General features: G+C 73.7%; 13 protein-coding genes. 3 read left to right on the plus strand and 10 right to left on the minus strand.

From position 1 onward, the window contains the following. Positions 1-39 precede the first annotated feature (39 nt). From AMPC_RS17425 to AMPC_RS17435, 3 genes are all read left to right on the plus strand, one after another. Positions 40-1,134 (plus strand): cytochrome c3 family protein, encoded by a 1,095-nt coding sequence (locus tag AMPC_RS17425; protein ID WP_248342720.1) that lies wholly within the window; start codon positions 40-42, stop codon positions 1,132-1,134. 13 nt (positions 1,135-1,147) lie between these two features. Beyond that, positions 1,148-1,975 (plus strand): thioredoxin domain-containing protein, encoded by an 828-nt coding sequence (locus tag AMPC_RS17430; RefSeq protein ID WP_248342721.1) that lies wholly within the window; start codon positions 1,148-1,150, stop codon positions 1,973-1,975. 143 nt (positions 1,976-2,118) lie between these two features. Further along, positions 2,119-2,961 carry a thioredoxin domain-containing protein gene (locus tag AMPC_RS17435; protein ID WP_248342723.1) on the plus strand — a complete coding sequence of 281 codons (843 nt, stop codon included), beginning with the start codon at positions 2,119-2,121 and terminating at the stop codon, positions 2,959-2,961. Positions 2,962-3,015: 54 nt separating this feature from the next. Here the strand turns inward: AMPC_RS17435 and AMPC_RS17440 are convergent, their stop codons facing one another. The 10 genes from AMPC_RS17440 to AMPC_RS17485 form a co-directional block, all read right to left on the minus strand. Next, positions 3,016-3,324 (minus strand): muconolactone Delta-isomerase family protein, encoded by a 309-nt coding sequence (locus tag AMPC_RS17440; RefSeq protein ID WP_248342725.1) that lies wholly within the window; start codon positions 3,322-3,324, stop codon positions 3,016-3,018. Between the two features lie 107 nt (positions 3,325-3,431). After that, complete coding sequence (locus AMPC_RS17445) at positions 3,432-4,358, minus strand: D-alanine--D-alanine ligase (protein WP_248342727.1); 927 nt, start codon at positions 4,356-4,358, stop codon at positions 3,432-3,434. A 1-nt stretch (position 4,359) separates the two neighbouring features. Then, on the minus strand, positions 4,360-5,274 hold the full coding sequence (murB, locus tag AMPC_RS17450) for a UDP-N-acetylmuramate dehydrogenase (RefSeq protein WP_248346351.1): 915 nt from the start codon (positions 5,272-5,274) through the stop codon (positions 4,360-4,362). An 11-nt stretch (positions 5,275-5,285) separates the two neighbouring features. Beyond that, a complete protein-coding gene (gene murC / locus AMPC_RS17455) occupies positions 5,286-6,665 on the minus strand; it encodes a UDP-N-acetylmuramate--L-alanine ligase (protein ID WP_248342729.1) in 1,380 nt (459 codons plus the stop codon). Next, complete coding sequence (gene murG, locus AMPC_RS17460) at positions 6,662-7,837, minus strand: undecaprenyldiphospho-muramoylpentapeptide beta-N-acetylglucosaminyltransferase (RefSeq protein ID WP_248342730.1); 1,176 nt, start codon at positions 7,835-7,837, stop codon at positions 6,662-6,664. Before murG ends, murC begins: the two co-directional genes overlap by 4 nt. Further along, positions 7,834-9,018: a putative lipid II flippase FtsW gene (gene ftsW / locus AMPC_RS17465; RefSeq protein ID WP_248342731.1), complete on the minus strand. Its 1,185-nt coding sequence runs from the start codon at positions 9,016-9,018 to the stop codon at positions 7,834-7,836. The genes murG and ftsW overlap by 4 nt, the downstream gene beginning before the upstream one ends. Next, positions 9,018-10,397 (minus strand): UDP-N-acetylmuramoyl-L-alanine--D-glutamate ligase, encoded by a 1,380-nt coding sequence (gene murD / locus AMPC_RS17470; protein WP_248342732.1) that lies wholly within the window; start codon positions 10,395-10,397, stop codon positions 9,018-9,020. The genes ftsW and murD overlap by 1 nt, the downstream gene beginning before the upstream one ends. 2 nt (positions 10,398-10,399) lie before the next feature. Further along, on the minus strand, positions 10,400-11,542 hold the full coding sequence (mraY, locus tag AMPC_RS17475) for a phospho-N-acetylmuramoyl-pentapeptide-transferase (RefSeq protein WP_248342738.1): 1,143 nt from the start codon (positions 11,540-11,542) through the stop codon (positions 10,400-10,402). Positions 11,543-11,571: 29 nt separating this feature from the next. Beyond that, positions 11,572-13,029: a UDP-N-acetylmuramoyl-tripeptide--D-alanyl-D-alanine ligase gene (locus AMPC_RS17480; RefSeq protein WP_248342740.1), complete on the minus strand. Its 1,458-nt coding sequence runs from the start codon at positions 13,027-13,029 to the stop codon at positions 11,572-11,574. Further along, a complete protein-coding gene (locus tag AMPC_RS17485; RefSeq protein ID WP_248342742.1) occupies positions 13,026-14,540 on the minus strand; it encodes a UDP-N-acetylmuramoyl-L-alanyl-D-glutamate--2,6-diaminopimelate ligase in 1,515 nt (504 codons plus the stop codon). Before AMPC_RS17485 ends, AMPC_RS17480 begins: the two co-directional genes overlap by 4 nt. Between the last annotated feature and the right edge of the window lie 27 nt (positions 14,541-14,567).

Genomic DNA, 14,567 nt, shown 5'->3' on the forward strand with positions numbered 1-14,567 from the left:
GGGGAAATCTCCGAAAACCGGAGACCCATGGAGTCCTCGATGCGTTCTCGCCACCGTGCCGTCCAACTCGCACTCGTCTCGCTGCTCCTGCCCACGCTGGCGCTCGCCGCGCCGGCCCCGGCCAAGAAGGGAGCGCCGGCGCCCAGCACCGGCACCCTGCGCACCGCCTTCGTCGGCAAGGGCGGGCCGCTGCCCCACGGCGTGAAGGTCGGGTGGTCGCACGCCGCCTACGAGAACGGCGACTGCTCCATCTGCCACGTCAACAAGGACGTGAAGAACCCGGGCGCCCTCAAGGCCTCGGTGAACGACCTCTGCTTCCAGTGCCACGAGGAGTTCAACGCCGTCATGAACCGGCAGGTGAAGCACCCGCCGGCGGTCGAGCGCTGCACCAACTGCCACAACGCGCACAACGCGACCGAGAAGAAGCTCCTCAACGCCGACGTCTACACGCTCTGCAACGGCTGCCACACCAAGATCAAGGCGACCGCCGAGAACGCCAAGGTGAAGCACGGCGCGCTCACCTCGGGCGGCAAGTGCGTCTCCTGCCACAACCCGCACGCCGCCAACGTGGAGAAGCTGCTCGTCCAGCTGCCCTTCGACCTGTGCGTGAACTGCCACAGCCAGGAGGGCCTGAAGGACGACAAGGGCGTGACCCTCACCAACTTCTCCAAGCTGCTCGCCGCCAACAAGGTCTGGCACGCGCCGGTCGCCAACAAGGACTGCTCGGCCTGCCACATGACCCACGGCTCGCCCAACTTCCGCCTGCTGGTCGAGGACTACCCGGCGAAGTTCTACGCGCCCTACGACCCGAAGAACTACGCGCTCTGCTTCACCTGCCACAACGACAAGGTGGCGGCGACGGCCGAGACCACCACGCTCACCAACTTCCGCGACGGCTCGCGGAACCTGCACTTCCTGCACGTCAACAAGACCGAGCGCGGCCGCACCTGCCGCGCGTGCCACGAGGTCCACGCCTCGCCGTTCGACCACCAGATCCGCGAGAAGACGCCGTTCGGCTCCTCGGGCTGGGGCCTGAACGTCGGCTGGCAGAAGACGGCGACGGGCGGCCAGTGCGCCAAGACCTGCCACGACACCAAGCCGTACTCCAACAAGACGGTCGCAACCAAGAAGTAGCGAGGTCCTCCGCGTGAACATCCGTCGTCTCCCTGTCCTGATGCTGCTGGTCGCCGGGGGGGCGACGGCACCGGAGGTCGCCCGGGCCCGGGTGGACCTGGGCGGTACCGTCGAGAACGCAGAGCTGCCCACCCTGGACGGCGGGCGAGCGCCCCTTCTCGCGAAGAAGGCGCTCGCCAACGTCCTCGTCTTCTTCCGCCCCGACCAGGAGCACTCGGTCTCGACGCTGCGCCAGCTCGTGGACTGCGAGAAGCGGTTCGAGAGCAAGCCGGTGCACTGGGTGGCGGTGGTCTCCGACACCTACCCGCCGGACGAGGTCCGCGCGGTGGTGAAGGACGCCGGGGTCAAGATGCCGGTGGTCCGGGACGTCGGCGACGCCCTCTACGGCAAGCTGGGGATCCGCCTCCACCCGGTGGTGGGGATCGTGGACGCCAAGCAGAAGCTGGTGGCCTACGAGCCCTTCCACAAGATCGACTACTGCGCGCTCGTGACCGCCCGGATCCAGTTCGTCCTCGGCGAGATCGACGCCCAGCAGCTCCAGGCCGTGCTCGCGCCGCCGCGCGCGACGCAGGGGGGCGACGACCAGGTCGCCCGGCGCCACGTCAAGATGGGCGAGATGATGCTCAAGTCGGGCAACACCGCCAGCGCCGAGGAGAACGCGCGCAAGGCGCTCGAGAAGGACCCGGCGCTGGCGAGCGCGCACGCGCTGCTCGGCGGGGCGCTCGCCGGGCAGGGCAAGTGCGCCGAGGCGGCCAAGGCGTTCGACGAGGCGCTCAAGCTCGAACCGCAGAACGCGGCCGCCACGGCCGGGAAGCAGAGGTGCGCCGCGGGGGCCAGGTAGCCCTCGCCGGCGGCAGGATACCGGGCGCGGTCGCGAAGGCCGCGCCCGTTTTCTTTGCGTGACGTCCCCGGCGCGGGAGTTCGTCGTTGCTCCCGGCCGGGGGGATGCCCGAGAATCGGGCCAGAGAGGGAGGGAACGAATCCATGGCACTGCTGACTCTTCGCGACGTGCGCCGCGCCTTCATGCTGTCCGGGCTGGTGGTGGCCGCCCTGGGCTGGCCGTTCTCCAGCAGCGCCATCGCCGAGACCGGCCACGTGATCGACGAGGTGCTGCCGAAGCTCGACGGCAGCGGCCGGGCCCCGGTGGCCAAGAAGGGCGAGGTGAGCCTCGTCTTCTTCTTCCGCCCGGACCAGGAGCACTCGAAGGAGGCGCTGCGCCAGCTGGCGCGCTGCGAGAAGGACCTCGCCGGCCGGAAGCTCCACTGGGCCGCGGTGGTCTCCGACGCCTACCCGGCCGCCGAGGTCGCGCCGATGGTCGCCGAGTCCGGCGCGGAGATGCCGGTGCTGGTGGACGAGGGCGGGAAGCTCTACGGCAAGCTCAACCTCCGCATGACCCCCGAGCTCGCCATCGCCGACAAGGCCGGCAAGGTCACCGCCTACCAGCCCTTCTCCAAGCTCGACTACTGCGCCCTCGTCGAGGCCCGCGTCCGGTTCGCGCTCGGCGAGATCGACCAGGCCGGCCTCGACAAGGTGGTCGCGCCGGCCAAGGCCACCATGCCCGGCGGCAGCGACAACGAGGCGAAGCGGCACGTCAACTACGGCAAGCTGATGCTCGGCTCGAAGTCCTGGGACAAGGCCATCGACCACGGCCGCAAGGCGGTCGAGAAGGACCCGAAGCTCGTCGCCGGCTACCTGCTGCTCGGCGACGGCCTGGCCGGGAAGGGCGACTGCGCCGAGGCGGCCAAGGTCTACGACCAGGCGCTCGCGCTCGACCCCAAGAGCGAGGCCGCCGCGAAGGGCAAGGCGGGCTGCGGGGCCGCGAAGTAGCGCGGTCCGTGCGTCACCGGGGGCGGCCGGCGCGCGCTGGCCGCCCGCCGCCGCTCACGGCGCCGCGCCGGGGTCCGGCCCGGGCTGCAGCACCTGCGCCGGGCTCTCCATGTCGGCGAGCGCGTAGACGTCGTAGCGGGCGTAGTTGTAGACCGGCGCCAGCGCCAGGAGCCGCTCCAGCTCCTCGTTCGAGTCCACGTCGTAGATCCAGGCGCCGCCGTGCTTCCCGACCACGTGGTAGCGCTTGTCGAGCTTGCCCTGCGCCAGGATCCCCTTGGCGTAGTCGGGCATGCGCAGCACGGCCTGCACCAGCGCCGGGCTGAGGCGCGGCACGTCGAGCTCCCACATCACCAGGAATTTCACGCGTCCCTCCTCGCCGCACCCCGGCGGCGAGGAGACGTGTAAGCCGGGCGGCCCGGGCCGGCGCGCCGCAGGCGGGGGCGCGCCTCCCGGGGGAGCCCGGCCCGGCGTCAGGCCTTGAGCGCGGCCCCGTCCAGGAGCCGCTCGCAGAGCTCGCCGAAGTTGATGCCCAGGCCGGCGGCGATCTTGGGGACGAGCGAGGTGGCCGTCATCCCCGGGAGCGTGTTGGCCTCGAGGATGTACGGCGTGCCGTCGGCGGTCACGATGAAGTCGATGCGGGTGACCCCGCTGCAGCCGAGCGCGGCGTGGGCCTTCTCGGCCGCCTCGAGCACGCGGGTGAGGTGCAGCGGGTGGAGGCGGGCCGGGTAGTAGTAGTCGGTCGCGCCCGGCGTGTACTTGGCGGTGTAGTCGTAGAACTCGCGGGTGGGGACGATCTCGATGGCGCCGAGCGCCTTGCCGTCGAGCACCGCCACGTCCACCTCGGTGCCCTTCACGTACCGCTCCACGATGAGGTCGCCCTTGTAGCCGGCGGCGTCGCGGCAGGCGTCGCGCAGCGCGGCCGCGTCCTTCACGATGTGCACGCCGACGCTGGAGCCCTCGCCGGCCGGCTTCACCACCGCCGGGAGCCCGAAGGGCAGGTCGCCCACGCCGATGTGCTCGGCCTGGCCGCGCTGGAACACGCGGTACTCCGCCACCGGCAGGCCGTGCTCGCGGAAGAGGAGCTTCGAGAAGACCTTGTCCATGCCGAGCGCCGAGGCCAGCACGCCCGAGCCGGTGTAGGGGATGCCCATCGACTCGAGGAGCCCCTGGATGCTGCCGTCCTCGCCCCAGCGGCCGTGGAGCGCCACGAAGGCCACGTCCACCTTCCGCTCGCGCAGGGCGCGCGCCACCTCGAGGTCCACGTCGATGAGGTCCACGTCGTAGCCGCGGGCGCGGAGCGCCTCGGCGCAGCCCTGGCCGGTGCGCAGCGACACCTCGCGCTCGGCCGAGCGCCCGCCGTGCAGCACCGCCACCTTCTTCCCAGTCCACGTCCCCATCTCAGATCTCCTTCAGCCCGTCCGGAAAGTCGCCCACGAGCCGTACCTCCGGCTCGAGGGTGATGTCAAAGCGCTCCCGCACCCGGGTCCGGGCGAGCCGGACGAGCTCGAGCACGTCCGCGGCCCGCGCGCCGCCCAGGTTGACCACGAAGTTGGCGTGGACGTCGGACCAGGCGGCGCCGCCCTCGCGGTGCCCCTTCAGCCCGACCGCCTCGATGAGCCGCCCGGCGTGGTCGCCCGGGGGGTTGCGGAAGGTGGAGCCGAAGGTGGGCTGGCTGAGCGGCTGGGTGCGGCGGCGGTGGTCCTTGTCGGCCTGCATGGCGGCGGCGCTCGCCGCCACGTCCCCCTCGCGCAGCAGGACCTCGACCCGCGTCACCACCCCGCCGGGCGGCAGCCGGCAGGTGCGGTAGGCGAACCCGAGCGCGGAGGCCTCGAGCCACCCGGCGCCGTCGGCGGTCGCCACCTCCACCCGCGTCACCACGTCCTTCATCTCGCCGAGCCGCGTGCCGGCGTTCATGGCCACCGCGCCGCCGAGGGTGCCGGGGATGCCGGCGATGAACTCGCAGCCGACGAGCCCCAGCGCCTGCGCGCGGGCGGGCAGCCGGGCGCTCGGCGCGCCGGCCGGGAGCACCAGGCGGGCGCCGTCGCCGGACTCGCCGCCGAGGTCTCCCGGCAGCTTCACCACCACCCCGCGCACGCCCGCGTCGGCGACGAGCAGGTTGGCGCCGCCGCCGAGCGCCAGGAGCGGCACCCCGAGGTCGCGGCAGGCGCGGAGCAGCTCGGCGAGGTCGTCGGGGTCGGCGGGGCGCACCAGCAGGTCGGCCGGGCCGCCCACCCGGATCGAGGTGCGCGGCGCGAGCGGCGCGTCGCGGATCACCTCGCCGCGCAGCCGCGACGCGAGCTCGTCCCGCCACAGGGCCAAGGTCGTCAGCCCTCCAGGAGCTTCAGGATCTCCGGGCCGGCGGCGGTGACGTCGCCCGCGCCCAGCGTGATGACGAGGTCGCCGGGCCGGACCTTGGCCCGCGCCGCCTCGGCCAGCCTGGCCCGCTCCGGCACGAAGGTCACGTCCTTGTGGCCGTAGGCGCGGATGGCCTCGGCGAGGTGCTCGCCCGAGACCCCGGGCAAGGGCTCCTCGCCGGCGGCGTAGATCTCGGAGAGCACGAGCACGTCGGCGTCGTTGAAGGCGGTCACGAACTCGTCGAGGAGGTCGCGGGTGCGGGTGTAGCGGTGCGGCTGGAACACGCAGACCACGCGCCGGCCGAACGACTCGCGCGCGCCCTTGAGCGTGGCCTTCACCTCGGCGGGGTGGTGGCCGTAGTCGTCCACCACCGTGACCCCGCCCGCCTCCCCGCGCACCGTGAACCGGCGCTGCACGCCGTTGAAGTTCGCGAGGGCGGCGCGGGTCACCTCGGTGGGGATGCCCATCTCGTCGGCGAGGGCGATCACGGCGAGCGCGTTGAGCGCGTTGTGGCGCCCCACCATGCCCACCTGGAACCGGCCGAGCGGCTCGCCGCGCCGGAAGGCGTCGAACGACACCGCCGGCCCCTCGAGGGCGATGTCGGCGAGCCGGTAGTCGGCCACCGGCGCCTCGCCGTAGGTGACGAAGCGCTTCTCCACGTCGGGGATGAGCGACTGCACCGTCGGGTGGTCCACGCAGAGGATGGCGAGCCCGTAGAAGGGCACCCGGTTCACGAAGTCCACGAACCCCTGCCGGAGCGCCGCCGGGGTCTTCCAGTGGTCGAGGTGCTCCGGGTCCACGTTGGTGACCACCGCCAGCGTCGGCGAGATGCGCAGGAACGAGCCGTCCGACTCGTCCGCCTCGACCACCATGTAGTCGCCCTTGCCGAGCTTGGCGTTCGAGCCGAAGGCGTTGACCTTGCCGCCCACCACCGCGGTCGGGTCGAGGCCGGCGTGGGCGAGCAGGTGCGCCGCCATCGAGGTGGTGGTGGTCTTGCCGTGCGAGCCGGCGATGGCGATGCCGTGCTTGAGCCGCATCAGCTCGGCCAGCATCTCGGCGCGGGGGATGACCGGGATCTTCCGCGCGCGGGCCTCGACCACCTCGGGGTTCTGGCGGCGCACCGCCGACGAGGTGACCACCACGTCGGCGTCGGCGACGTTGGCGGCGGCGTGGCCGATCTGGATCCGCCCGCCGAGCCCGGCGAGGCGGCGGGTGGTCTCCGACTCCTTGAGGTCGGAGCCGGACACGGGGTAGCCGAGGTTGAGCAGCACCTCGGCGATGCCGCTCATGCCGATGCCGCCGATGCCGACGAAGTGGATCTTGGCGGAGCGCGAACGGAACAGGATCATGGGCGGGCGCTTCCTTCTTGGCCGGGCTCCGGCTCGGGCGGGCGGACCGGCGCGAAGTCCGGGCCGCGGTCCTGGCCGAGGCGCGAGCCCCAGCGGCGCAGCGAGAGCTCGCTCAGGACCTCGGCGATCTCGCGCGCCGCCTGCGGGGCGCCGAGCAGGCCGGCGGCGCGGGCCATCCGCTCGCGCCGCTCGGGGTTGGTGAGGATGGCGCGCACCTCGGACGCGAGGAGCTCGCCCGTGAGGTCCCGCTCCTCGATCATGACCGCCGCGCCGGCGTCCACCAGGCTGCGGGCGTTCACCACCTGGTGGTTGTCGGCCGCGAAGGGGAAGGGGACCAGGATCGAGGGCTTCTTGCAGACGGTCAGCTCGGCCAGGGTGGTCGCGCCGGCGCGGCAGACGACGAGGTCGCAGCCGGCGTAGGCGCCCGACATGTCGGTGATGAAGGTCCGCACCTCCGGCTGGAAGCCGACGGCGCGGTAGCCCTTCTCCACCTGCTCCCGGTCCTTCGCGCCCGTCTGGTGCGTGATCCGGATCCGGTCCTTCAGGTCGGCGAGGTGCGGCAGGGCCTCGATGACCCGCATGTTGAGCGCGTGCGCGCCGAGCGAGCCGCCGAACACCAGCAGGCGGAGCTCCTCGTGCGGCTCCGACGGGCGCATGTAGTTGTCCATGAGCTGCCGGCGGATGGGGTTGCCGAGCTGCTGCACCTTGGACGCCTTGAAGTACCGGCCCGCCTCGGGGAAGGCGGTGAAGACGCTCCGGACGATGCGCCCCAGGATCCGGTTGGTGAAGCCGGGCAGGGCGTTCTGCTCCTGGATGGCGGTGGGGAACCCGAGGAGCCAGGCGGCGAGCACCACCGGGCCGCTGGCGTAGCCGCCCACGCCGACCACCACGTCGGGCCGCCACTTCCTCAGGATCCGGACGCACTGGAGGAAGGCGCGCGGGAGGAGGAAGAGCCCGGTGAGGAGCCCCAGGAGCCCCTTGCCCTTGAGCCCCGCCACCTCGATGAGCTCGATGGGGAAGCCGGCCTGCGGCACCACCTTGGCCTCGAGGCCGCGGGCGGTGCCGACGAAGACCACGTCGTTCCTCGGGTGGCGCCCCACCACCTCCTCGGCGAGCGCGATGCCGGGGAAGACGTGGCCCCCGGTGCCGCCGCCGGCGACGAGCATCCTCACGGCGCCACCTCCGCCTGGAGCCGCACGGCCTGCGCGCCGCGCCTCAGGAACCCGCCCTGGCTCTGGCTCACCGAGAGCAGGAGCCCCGACGCGCCCATCAGCGTCATGAGGGAGCTGCCGCCGTAGGAGACGAAGGGGAGGGTGAGCCCCTTCGTCGGCAGGAGCACCAGCACCACGCAGAGGTTGAAGACCGCCTGCACGCCCACGAGCGTGGTGAGCCCGAGCGCGAGGTAGCAGCCGAAGGAGTCGGAGGCGCCGAAGGCGGCCTTGAGCCCGCGCCAGACGAAGACGCCGTAGAGGGTGACGAGGAGCAGCATGCCCACGAGCCCCAGCTCCTCGGCGATGACCGCGCCGATGAAGTCGGTGTGCGCGGCGGGGAGGTAGAAGAGCTTCCCCTTGCCGTCGCCGAGCCCCTGCCCGAGCCAGCCGCCGTTCCCCACCCCGAGCAGCGACTCCACCATCTGGAAGCCGACGCCGTCGCGGTAGGCGAACGGATCCTTGAAGGCGAGCCAGCGCTTCAGCCGGTAGTCGGTGCCGGCGATGAGCTTCCAGCCGATGGGGATGGCGGCGAAGACCGCCGCCACGAGCCAGGTGACCTTGGCGCCGGCGGCGAACAGCATCGCCAGGAGCACGCCCGCCAGCACCACGCAGGTGCCGAGGTCCTTCTCGAAGAGGCAGAGCACCATCAGCACCCCGGCCACCATCACGTGGGGGACGAAGCCGATGGAGAAGAGGCGCATCTTGTCGCGCTTGTAGGCGAGCGAGCGGGCCAGGTAGAGCACCAGCGCGAGCTTGCAGAGCTCCGCCGGCTGGAACGAGAGCGGCCCGGCGCCGATCCAGCGGCGCGCCCCGCCGGCCACCTTGCCGATCCCGGGGACGAGCACGAGCACGAGCGAGAAGAGGGTGAAGAGGAGCACCGGGTAGGCGAGCGTCTCGAAGCGGCGGTACCCCAGCTTCAGGGCGCCGACGAGGAGCCCCGCGCCCACCGCCGCGGCGACGAGCTGCCGCTTGAGGAAGAAGAACTGGTCGCCGCTCTTGGCGGCCGCGGTCACCGCGCTCGCCGAGTAGACCATCACCGCGCCGAAGGCGGTGAGGGCGAGGACGGCGAAGAGGAGCCACCCGTCCACGGGCGCCGCGGACGGCCTGCGGGACCAGCTGCGATCGGAGGCCGGCGGCGCCATCAGGGCAGCTCCTCGACGAGGCGGCGGAAGACCGCGCCCCGGTGCTCGTAGCTCTGGAACTGATCGTAGCTGGAGCAGGCCGGCGAGAGGAGCACCGCGTCCCCGGGACCCGCCAGCGCCGCCGCCCGGGCCACCGCCCGGTCGAGCGTGCCGCAGGGCTCGATGGGGGCGAGGCAGGAGAGCTCGCGCTCGATGGCGGGGGCGTCCTCGCCGATGGTGAGGAGCGCCTTCACGCGGCCGGGGAAGAGCGCGCGCAAGGGCGCGTAGGGGGCGCCCTTGCCGTGGCCGCCCATGATGAGGACCACCGAGGGCCGGCCGGCCTCGAAGGCCGAGAGCCCGACCCAGGTCGAGTCCACGTTGGTGCCCTTGGAGTCGTTCACCCACTCCACGCCGCCCCGCTCGCGGACGAGCTCGAGCCGGTGCGGCAGGCCGGGGAAGGCGTCGAGCCCGCGCTGCACCGCCGCCGGGGGCACGCCCAGGAGCCGCGCGCAGAGCACGGCGGCCATGGCGTTCTCGCGGTTGTGGCTGCCGCGGAGGGCGCGGTTGCGCAGCGCGTAGGTCTCCGCCGGGCCGGAGGCGGGGGTGACGACCAGCTCGGTCGCGGCCCCCCCGGCGCAGCGGGCGGCGCGCGGCTCGGGCGGGCCGAAGCCGAAGGTGTGGAGCGCGGCGCGGGAGGCGCGGGCGAGCTCGAGCGCCCGGTCGTCCCGCGCGTTCGCGACCGCGAAGTCGCCCTCGCCCTGGTTCAGGAAGAGGCGCCCCTTGGCGGCGGCGTACTCGTCCACGCTGGCGTAGCGGTCGAGGTGGTCGGGGGTGACGTTGGTGATGGCGGCCACCGTGGGCCGGAAGGCCTCGATCCCCTCGAGCTGGAACGAGGAGAGCTCGACCACCGCCACCTCGGCCCGCGGCCCGTCGAGGAGCAGCTCCGAGAGCGGCTGCCCGAGGTTCCCGCCGGCGAAGGTGGGCCGGTCCTCGGCGAAGAGGGCGGCGGTCAGGGCGGTGGTGGTGCTCTTGCCGTTGGTGCCGGTGATGCCCACCACCGGCACGCCGCCGAGGAGCCGGAAGGCGAGCTCCACCTCGCCCACCACCGGCACCCCGGCGCGCCGCGCCGCGGCGATGGGGGGGATGGAGAGCGGCACGCCCGGCGACACCACGACGAGATCGGCCCCCTCGAAGTCGGCGAGGTCGTGGCCCCCGAGGGCCTCGCGCACGGGGAGCCCGCGGAGCGCCTCGCGCTGCGGCCCGAGCTCGGCCGCGGGGCGGCGGTCGGTCACGGTGACGCGGGCGCCCTCGCGGGCGGCGAGCCGCGCCGCGGCGACCCCGGAGCGGGCGAGGCCCACCACGGTGACGCGCGCGCCCTCGAGCCTGTCGGGGAAGCCCACGGTCACCTCAGCTTGAGCGAGGCCAGCGCCACCAGCGCCAGCGCGATGGAGATGATCCAGAAGCGGACGATGATCTTGGGCTCGGCCCAGCCCTCGAGCTCGAAGTGGTGGTGGATGGGGGCCATCCGGAACACCCGCTTGCCCGTGGTCTTGAAGGACGCCACCTGCACCATCACGCTCACCGTCTCGGCGAGGAAGACGCCGTGGAGAATGGCGCTCACCACCTCGTTCTTGGTGAGCACGGCGAGGGTGCCGAGCCCGCCGCCGAGCGCCAGCGATCCGACGTCGCCCATGAACACCGACGCCGGATAGGTGTTGTACCAGAGGAAGGCGATCCCCGCGCCCACCATGGCGGCGCAGAAGACCGCCAGCTCCTCCGCCCCCTGGATCTCCGGGATGCGCAGGTAGGGCGCGAGGTGGAACCCGCCGATGGTGGCCCCGGCCACGTAGGCCAGGATGAGGAAGGTGGAGGCCGAGACGATGGTGGGGCCGATGGCGAGCCCGTCGAGGCCGTCGGTCAGGTTCACCGCGTTGGAGGTGCCGATGATCACCACCAGCATGAACGGCAGGTAGAGCCACCCGAGCGACGGCTCGAACCGCACGGTGGAGACGAAGGGCAGGGAGAGGTGCAGGTCGAGCCGGCTCCCCACCGTCACGAACGGGAAGGCGCTCCCGAGCGAGAAGTGCAGGTCGGTGAAGAGCCCGTAGTAGACGGCGAGCACGATGACGAGCTGCCAGAGGAGCTTCTTCCTGCCGGCGAGCCCCTTGGAGTTCTTCTTCGAGATCTTGAGCCAGTCGTCGGTGAAGCCGATGGCGCCGTAGCCGACGGTGACGAGCAGCACGCCCCAGACCAGCCGGCTGCGCAGGTCGGCGAAGAGGAGCGTCGCCACCACCAGCGAGAAGAGCACCAGGGCGCCGCCCATCGACGGGGTGCCCGACTTCTTCTTGTGCGTCTCGGGCGTGTCCTCGCGGACGTTGGAGACGCCGTACTGGATGACCCGCATCCGCTCGATGAAGGCCGGGCCGAGCAGGAGCCCCAGCGCGAGCGCCGTGAAGCCGGCGGCGATGATCCGGAAGGAGGGGTAGCGCAGGACGTTGAAGAGGCCGAAGCGCCCCGCGAGCGGGAAGAGGAGGTGGTAGAGCATCTAGGGGACCGGACGGAGGGGGACGCGGGTCATGGGCGGCGCTCGTTCAGGGCCTCGACGAGCCGCTCGAGGCGGTTGCCGCGGCTGCCCTTGACGAGGAGGACGTCGCCGGGCGCGAGCCGGGCGCGCACCTCGCGCGCGAGCTCGCCCAGGTCCTCGGTGTGGAGCGAAGCGGCCTCGGCGAGGCCGGCCGCGCGGGCGGCGGCGAGGGTGGTCCGCGAGCGCGGGCCGAAGGCGGCGAGCAGCTTCAGCCCGGCCCGGGCGGCCTGCTCGCCCAGGGCGCGGTGCGACGGCTCCTCGGCCGCCCCGAGCTCGAGCATGTCGCCGAGGACCGCCACCGGCCGGCCGCCGCGCTCGGCGGCGAGCTGGGAGAGGGTCTCGAGGGCGGCCTGCATCGAGGCCGGGTTGGCGTTGTAGCAGTCGTCCACGAGGAGCACGCCCGAGGGGAGCTCCTCGAGCCGGAGCCGCCGGCCCACGGTGCGGACCTGGGCGAGCCCCGCCACGATCTCGCGGTCGCTGCAGCCGAGCGCCACCGCGGCGGCGGCCGCCGCGGCGGCGTTGGCCATGTTGTGGAGCCCGACCAGCGGGAGCCGCACCTCGAGCTCGCGGTTGCCGATGCCGAGGGTGAAGGCCAGCCCCTCCGGCCCGTGGGAGAGGAGGTCGAGCGCCACCACGTCGCCGCGCCGGCCGCGCCCGCTCGCGAAGGTGAGCACCCGCTTGCCGGAGGCCTGGGCGCGCTTCAGCATGCGCGGGTCGTCGGCGTTGGCGACGGCGATGCCGCCCGGCGGCAGCCCGGCCCAGAGCTCGGCCTTGGCGTCGGCCACCCCGTCCACGCTGCCGAGCCCCTCGAGGTGGGCGGCGGTGGCGTTGGTGACGACCCCGACCTGCGGCTCGGCGATGCAGGCGAGCCGGCGGATCTCGCCGGGGTGGCTCATGCCCATCTCGATCACGGCGGCGTCGTGCTCCGCGCCGAGCCGGAAGAGCGTGAGCGGCACGCCCACCTCGTTGTTGAGGTTCCCCTCGGTCCGGAGCACCGGGCCGCGGGTGGCGAGGATGGCGGCCACCATCTCGCGGGTGGTGGTCTTGCCGTTCGAGCCGGTCACGCCGACCACCGGGATCCGGAAGCGGCGGCGGTGGAAGCGGGCCAGCGCGCCGAGGGCGGCGAGCGTGTCCTTCACGGCGAGGAGCGGGAGCCCGGCGCCGGCGAGGCCGGGGCTGCCGTTGCCCTGATCGAGCCGGGCGAGGCCGGCGGCGAGGGCCGCGGCGCGCCCCTCCTCCACCACCGCGCAGGCGGCGCCGGCCTGCTGCGCCTCGGGGAGGTGGTCGTGCCCGTCGAACCGCTCGCCGCGCAGCGCGACGAAGCAGGCGCCCGGGGCGAGGGTGCGGGTGTCGGTGGAGACGCCCTCGGCGCGCGCCGCGGCCGGGCCGGTGAAGCGCCCCTGGGTCGCGCGCTCGAGCTCCTCCTGCGTGAAGACCGGGCCGTTCATGGGATGCCGAGCGCTCGGCGCGCCTCCTCGCGGTCGTCGAGGTGCCGCTTCTCGGTCCCGACGATCTGGTAGTCCTCGTGCCCCTTGCCGGCGAGCAGCACCGCGTCCCCCTCGCGGGCCGCCCGGATCGCGAGGTCGATGGCCTCGCGCCGGTCGGGCACCACGAGATAGCCCCGCCCGCCCGCGAGCGCCAGCGCCGGCTCGAGCCGGGGGAGGCCGGTCGCCTCCACCCCCGGCAGGATCTCGCCGATGATGGCCGCCGGGTCCTCGGTGCGCGGGTTGTCGCTCGTCACCACCACCAGATCGGCGCCGAGCGCCGCCGCCCGGCCCATCAGCGGCCGCTTGCCGCGATCGCGGTCGCCGCCGCAGCCGAAGAGCGCCACCAGCCGCCGCGGCCGGAGCGCCCGCAGGGCCTCGAGCGTGCGCGTGAGGGCGTCGTCGGTGTGCGCGTAGTCCACGAACACCGACACCCCGCGGGCGGAGATCCGCTCGAGCCGCCCGGGCGCGCCGGGCGAGGCGGAGAGGCCGGCGAGGACGGCGCCGAGCGGGAGCCCGAGGCCGAGCGCGAGCCCGGCGGCGCAGAGCAGGTTCTCGACGTTGTGGCTCCCGACCAGCGGGGAGGCGAGGTCGCCCGCGCCGGCCGGCGTCTCGAGCCGGGCGCGGATGCCGGCGAGGGAGAAGGTGGCCCCCTCGGCCCGGAGCTCCGCGCCGGGGACGCCGTAGCGCCAGACGCGCCGCCCCGCCTGGGCGAGCTCGGCGGCGAGCCGGGCCCCGTGGTCGTCGCCGGCGTTCACCACCGCGAGCCCGTCCTCGGCGAGGCCGCCCCGCGCCGCCGGGTCGGGGAAGAAGAGCCGCCGCTTCGCCTGGAAGTAGTCCTCGAACCCCGCGTGGAAGTCGAGGTGGTCGCGGGTCAGGTTGGTGAAGCCGGCGGCGCGGAAGGAGAGCCCGGCCACCCGCTCCTGCGCGAGGGCGTGGGACGAGACCTCGAGGCAGGCGGCGCGCACGCCGGCGTCGCGCATCTCGGCGAGGAAGGCCTGCAGCGCCTCGGGCGAGGGGGTGGTGTGCGTCGCCGGCCGGGAGACCTCGCCGTAGCGGAAGCTCACCGTCCCGACGACGCCGAGCGGCACGCCGGCGGCGCGGGCGCAGGCCTCCACGAGCCAGGTGACGGTGGTCTTGCCCTTCGTGCCGGTGACGCCGGCGAGCGCGAGCGCGTCCCCGGGCCGGCCGTGGAAGGCGGCCGCGGCGAGGGCGAGGGCGCGGTGGGCGTCGGGCACGAGGAGGAGGGCGGCGGGCCCGCAGGCGACGGGCCGCTCGGCGAGCACCGCCACCGCGCCGGCGCGGGCCGCGGCGGCCGCGTAGGCGGCGCCGTCCTCGCGCGTGCCCGGGACCGCCACGAAGAGGGCGCCGGGGCGCACCCGTCGCGAGTCGCCGGTGACGAGGGTGACGTCGGGGTCGGAGGCGGGGCCGGCGGGGCGGGCGCCGGTGCCTTCTATGACGCTGGAGAGCCGCATCGGGGGGCTGCGCCTTCTCTACCACTA

Source organism: Anaeromyxobacter paludicola (assembly GCF_023169965.1).
Taxonomy (GTDB): Bacteria; Myxococcota; Myxococcia; order Myxococcales; family Anaeromyxobacteraceae; genus Anaeromyxobacter_B; species Anaeromyxobacter_B paludicola.